At 50.2% G+C, this 5,848-nt stretch carries 2 tRNA genes and 3 rRNA genes; all 5 read left to right on the top strand.

The annotated features are described in order from the left end of the window. Positions 1-472: 472 nt before the first annotated feature. The 5 genes from ACOCEA_RS17815 (at position 473) to rrf (ending at position 5,807) form a co-directional block, all read left to right on the top strand. Positions 473-1,997 (top strand): 16S ribosomal RNA (locus ACOCEA_RS17815). 181 nt (positions 1,998-2,178) lie between these two features. Further along, positions 2,179-2,252, top strand: a tRNA-Ile gene (locus ACOCEA_RS17810). Positions 2,253-2,408: 156 nt separating this feature from the next. Further along, positions 2,409-2,485, top strand: a tRNA-Ala gene (locus tag ACOCEA_RS17805). Positions 2,486-2,690: 205 nt separating this feature from the next. Then, a 23S ribosomal RNA gene (locus ACOCEA_RS17800) occupies positions 2,691-5,525 on the top strand. A gap of 170 nt (positions 5,526-5,695) precedes the next feature. Further along, positions 5,696-5,807, top strand: a 5S ribosomal RNA gene (gene rrf, locus ACOCEA_RS17795). The 16S, 23S and 5S rRNA genes sit together here with 2 tRNA genes alongside, the layout of an rRNA operon. The last annotated feature ends 41 nt before the right edge of the window (positions 5,808-5,848 follow it).

The following is a 5,848-nucleotide window of genomic DNA, read 5'->3' as shown; positions in this document are numbered from 1 at the left end:
GTTGGGTTTTAGATATAAAAATTTTGCAATTTTTTTAAAAAAAAGTCTTGTGGGAATGGAAATAGGGTGTACATTTGCAGCCCGTTACGGAGGAAGGGATTTCCGGATTCCATGCAGGGAAAAAGTTCTTATATAGTTGTTGGGTTGTCCGGCGAAAAAAAAGATTTATTTTTTTTCTTTAAAAAGTTGTCGGGTTAAAAAACAGTTGTATATTTGCAGCCGCTTAGGGAAATGCCCAAGCGCAAAAAGACCTAAAGGGCGTTATTGTCCGACGGTTTTAAGGGAGTTCATTGAAATATTGTGGAGATAAGAATCGAGAATAGGTGAGGACCTGTTCGAGAGGAACAAGAATTAAGGAAACATACAATTTAATATGTGGCCGAAGAGATTCGGCCAATATATATAAGGAATTGAATCGAGAGTCGGGGCCGGGAGAATTTTTTGCTTCGTTGGGACGAATATTTACAAAACAACGATGAAGAGTTTGATCCTGGCTCAGGATGAACGCTAGCGGCAGGCCTAACACATGCAAGTCGAGGGGTAACAGGGAGCTTGCTCCGCTGACGACCGGCGCACGGGTGCGCACCGCGTATGGAACCTACCTTTTACAGGGGAATAGCCCAGGGAAACTTGGATTAATGCCCCGTGGCACCATGGCCCGGCATCGGGATATGGTTAAAGCCTTCGGGCGGTAAAAGATGGCCATGCGTCCCATTAGCTTGTTGGTAAGGTAACGGCTTACCAAGGCTACGATGGGTAGGGGCCCTGAGAGGGGGATCCCCCACACTGGTACTGAGACACGGACCAGACTCCTACGGGAGGCAGCAGTGAGGAATATTGGACAATGGAGGAGACTCTGATCCAGCCATGCCGCGTGCAGGAAGAATGCCCTATGGGTAGTAAACTGCTTTTATACGGGAAGAAAAAGAGCTACGTGTAGCTTACTGACGGTACCGTAAGAATAAGGACCGGCTAACTCCGTGCCAGCAGCCGCGGTAATACGGAGGGTCCGAGCGTTATCCGGAATTATTGGGTTTAAAGGGTCCGTAGGCGGGCCGGTAAGTCAGTGGTGAAAGTCTGTAGCTCAACTATAGAATTGCCTTTGATACTGCTGGTCTTGAGTTATGGTGAAGTTGCCGGAATATGTAGTGTAGCGGTGAAATGCATAGATATTACATAGAACACCGATTGCGAAGGCAGGTGACTAACCATATACTGACGCTGATGGACGAAAGCGTGGGGAGCGAACAGGATTAGATACCCTGGTAGTCCACGCCGTAAACGATGGATACTAGCTGTCCGGGTCCTTGAGACCTGGGCGGCCAAGCGAAAGTGATAAGTATCCCACCTGGGGAGTACGTTCGCAAGAATGAAACTCAAAGGAATTGACGGGGGCCCGCACAAGCGGTGGAGCATGTGGTTTAATTCGATGATACGCGAGGAACCTTACCAGGGCTTAAATGCATATTGACAGGGGTAGAGATACCTTTTCCTTCGGGCAATTTGCAAGGTGCTGCATGGTTGTCGTCAGCTCGTGCCGTGAGGTGTCAGGTTAAGTCCTATAACGAGCGCAACCCCTACCGTTAGTTGCCAGCATGTCATGATGGGGACTCTAACGGGACTGCCGGTGCAAACCGTGAGGAAGGTGGGGATGACGTCAAATCATCACGGCCCTTACGTCCTGGGCCACACACGTGCTACAATGGCAGGTACAGAGAGCAGCCACGTCGCAAGGCGGAGCGAATCTATAAAACCTGTCACAGTTCGGATCGGGGTCTGCAACTCGACCCCGTGAAGCTGGAATCGCTAGTAATCGGATATCAGCCATGATCCGGTGAATACGTTCCCGGGCCTTGTACACACCGCCCGTCAAGCCATGGAAGCCGGGAGTGCCTGAAGTCCGTCACCGCAAGGAGCGGCCTAGGGCAAGATCGGTAACTAGGGCTAAGTCGTAACAAGGTAGCCGTACCGGAAGGTGCGGCTGGAACACCTCCTTTCTAGAGATTGTCCTTTTAAGGACGGTCCCTGATGAAGTGAAGATATGACCACGGTCCCGGTCTTTTGATTTAATATTTGTTGTCCTTATATAGTACTGTTCAAACAAGATCTCCATAATTATGATATATAAGTAATTGCTTTTTCGAAAAGGTATTTGTACTGAAAAGAGAGAGTAGGGACAGTCCCATAGCTCAGCTGGTTAGAGCGCTACACTGATAATGTAGAGGTCGGCAGTTCGAGTCTGCCTGGGACTACAGCCTAAGGCTGGTCAAACCATAGAGCGAATGCCGCTTTTTGTCAGATCGGTTTTGGAACGTTCATAGATTGAAATATTGAATAGGAAATTCTAGAAGTTGAGTAGTAGTTGGAGGCACTGACTACTGACTACTATGTACTAACTACTAGTATATGGGGGATTAGCTCAGCTGGCTAGAGCGCCTGCCTTGCACGCAGGAGGTCATCGGTTCGACTCCGATATTCTCCACCAGGCAATGCCTGGAGATATGAAATATTATCTTCCAGTGCTTGCGGTGATTTGCATAGATGATTTGATTGTCTATCGCGAGTCGCGATCGTTCATTGACATATTGGAACAGGAGGTAAGATTTTTATCTTACCGACCTAAAAAAGAAAGAAACACGAATCTTTATTAAGTAAAGAGTACGAATAAATTAGAATAGATTAAAGATCTGGCGACAAGCTGGAAAAGGGCGTATGGGGAATGCCTAGGCTCTCAGAGGCGAAGAAGGACGTGATAAGCTGCGAAAAGCCGTGGGGATCGGCACACACGATATGATCCGCGGATATCCGAATGGGGCAACCCGGCATGTTGAAGACATGTCATGGCGTAAGCCAAGCAAACCCGGTGAACTGAAACATCTAAGTAGCCGGAGGAGGAGAAAACAAAAGTGATTCCGATAGTAGCGGCGAGCGAAATCGGATTAGCCCAAACCGTTGTTGTCTCGGCAATAACGGGGTTGTAGGACCACGCCATTGTTTGCGCAATGAACTAGAACGCTTTGGAAAGAGCGGCCATAGACGGTGATAGCCCGGTATAGGTAAGGAGCGTTAAACATAGTGGTATCCTGAGTAGTGCGGGGCACGTGAAACCCTGTATGAATCCGGCGGGACCATCCGCCAAGGCTAAATACTCCTGAGAGACCGATAGTGAACCAGTACCGTGAGGGAAAGGTGAAAAGAACCGTGAATAACGGAGTGAAATAGATCCTGAAACCATACGCTTACAAGCGGTCGGAGCCCTTCGGGGTGACGGCGTGCCTTTTGCATAATGAGCCTACGAGTTACTTTTACTGGCAAGGTTAAGTTCTTCAGGAACGGAGCCGTAGCGAAAGCGAGTCTTAATAGGGCGCCATAGTCAGTAGTAGTAGACGCGAAACCGTGCGATCTACCCATGGGCAGGTTGAAGCTGTGGTAACACATAGTGGAGGACCGAACCCGTTGACGTTGAAAAGTCTTGGGATGACCTGTGGGTAGGGGTGAAAGGCCAATCAAGCTCGGAAATAGCTCGTACTCCCCGAAATGCATTTAGGTGCAGCGTGTTATTAGTTTCATAGAGGTAGAGCTACTGATTGGATGCGGGGGCTTCACCGCCTACCAATTCCTGACAAACTCCGAATGCTATGAAATGATGTAACGCAGTGAGGGCATGGGTGCTAAGGTCCATGTCCGAGAGGGAAAGAACCCGGACCATCGGCTAAGGTCCCCAAATATATGCTAAGTTGACAAAACGCGGTGGAACTGCATTGACAGCCAGGATGTTGGCTTGGAAGCAGCCATTCATTTAAAGAGTGCGTAACAGCTCACTGGTCGAGCGGTTCCGCATGGATAATAATCGGGCATAAGCATATTACCGAAGCCATGGCTTTGTATTTATACAAGGGGTAGGGGAGCATTGTAGCCAGCGTTGAAGGTGTACCTGCGAGGGATGCTGGAGCGGCTACAAACGAAAATGTAGGCATAAGTAACGATAATGCGGGCGAGAAACCCGCACGCCGAAAGACCAAGGTTTCCCCAGCTATGCTAATCAGCTGGGGGTCAGTCGGGACCTAACGCGAACCCGAAGGGGATAGTGGATGGACAACGGGTTAATATTCCCGTACCTGCTCACGTTAAAAGTGACGGAGGCGAGAAGTTGGTGCGTGCAGACGGAATTGCACGTTGAAGCGAGTGGTAACACCGCGATAGTACGGCGAGGCTACGGCCAAGCCGATAATCCAGCATATCGACTTCCAAGAAAAACGAGTGAAGCAGCCCGTACCGTAAACCGACACAGGTGGTTGGGATGAGTATTCTAAGGCGCTCGAGAGATTCATGGCTAAGGAACTAGGCAAAATAGACCCGTAACTTCGGGAGAAGGGTCGCCCCCTTATGGGGGGCCGCAGTGAAGAGGTCCAGGCGACTGTTTATCAAAAACACAGGGCTCTGCAAAATCGAAAGATGAAGTATAGGGCCTGACACCTGCCCGGTGCTGGAAGGTTAAGAGGAGATGTCATTCCTTCGGGGAGAAGCATTGAATTGAAGCCCCAGTAAACGGCGGCCGTAACTATAACGGTCCTAAGGTAGCGAAATTCCTTGTCGGGTAAGTTCCGACCTGCACGAATGGTGCAACGATCTGGACACTGTCTCGGCCATGAGCTCGGTGAAATTGTAGTATCGGTGAAGATGCCGGTTACCCGCAGTGGGACGAAAAGACCCCGTGCACCTTTACTATAGCTTCGTATTGACCTTGGTCAAGCAATGTGTAGGATAGCTGGGAGACTTTGAAGCTGCATCGCCAGGTGTGGTGGAGTCATTGTTGAAATACCAGCCTTTGCTTGTCCGGGGCCTAACCCTATAACTAGGGAACAGTGCGTGGTGGGTAGTTTGACTGGGGTGGTCGCCTCCAAAAGAGTAACGGAGGCTTCTAAAGGTGCCCTCAATACGGTTGGCAATCGTGTGTAGAGTGCAATGGCACAAGGGCGCTTGACTGAGAGACATACAGGTCGACCAGGTTGGAAACAAGAGCATAGTGATCCGGTGGTTCCGCATGGAAGGGCCATCGCTCAAAGGATAAAAGGTACGCCGGGGATAACAGGCTGATCTCCCCCAAGAGCTCATATCGACGGGGGGGTTTGGCACCTCGATGTCGGCTCGTCACATCCTGGGGCTGGAGAAGGTCCCAAGGGTTGGGCTGTTCGCCCATTAAAGTGGCACGCGAGCTGGGTTCAGAACGTCGTGAGACAGTTCGGTCTCTATCTACTGCGGGCGTTAGAAATCTGAGTGGATCTGACCCTAGTACGAGAGGACCGGGTCGGACCGACCGCTGGTGCACCAGTTGTCCCGCCAGGGGCATCGCTGGGTAGCTATGTCGGGATCGGATAAGCGCTGAAAGCATATAAGCGCGAAACCGGCCACAAGATGAGATTTCTTTAAAGGGCCGTGGGAGATGACCACGTTGATAGGCTATAGGTGGAAGGGCAGTAATGTCCGTAGCCGAGTAGTACTAATTGCCCGTCAGGCTTGCGCACGTGCCCGTCCCCTCCCTTAGGGGAGGGACGGCAACGATCTTTACATCTTTCTTTTTTATATACGCATACTTAGACTATACGTGCTTTTTTCCTTTATAGGTACACCTGTTCCATTCATGTCAACGATATTGCGGCGAAGGCCGCGATCGGGATAACACCCGGTCCAAAACTTAGGTGGCCATGGCGACGGGGCCCACCCCTTACCATTCCGAACAGGGAAGTTAAGACCGTTTGCGCCGATGGTACTGCTATACCAAGTGGGAGAGTAGGTAGCCGCCTTTTTCGAAGGCCCCTTACAGTGATGTAAGGGGCCTTTTTTTATG

The sequence above is a fragment of the Maribacter luteocoastalis genome (assembly GCF_048890225.1).
GTDB lineage: Bacteria > Bacteroidota > Bacteroidia > Flavobacteriales > Flavobacteriaceae > Maribacter > Maribacter luteocoastalis.
Note: the sequence above shows the minus strand (reverse complement) of the source record. Positions and strands in the feature narration are given on the sequence as shown.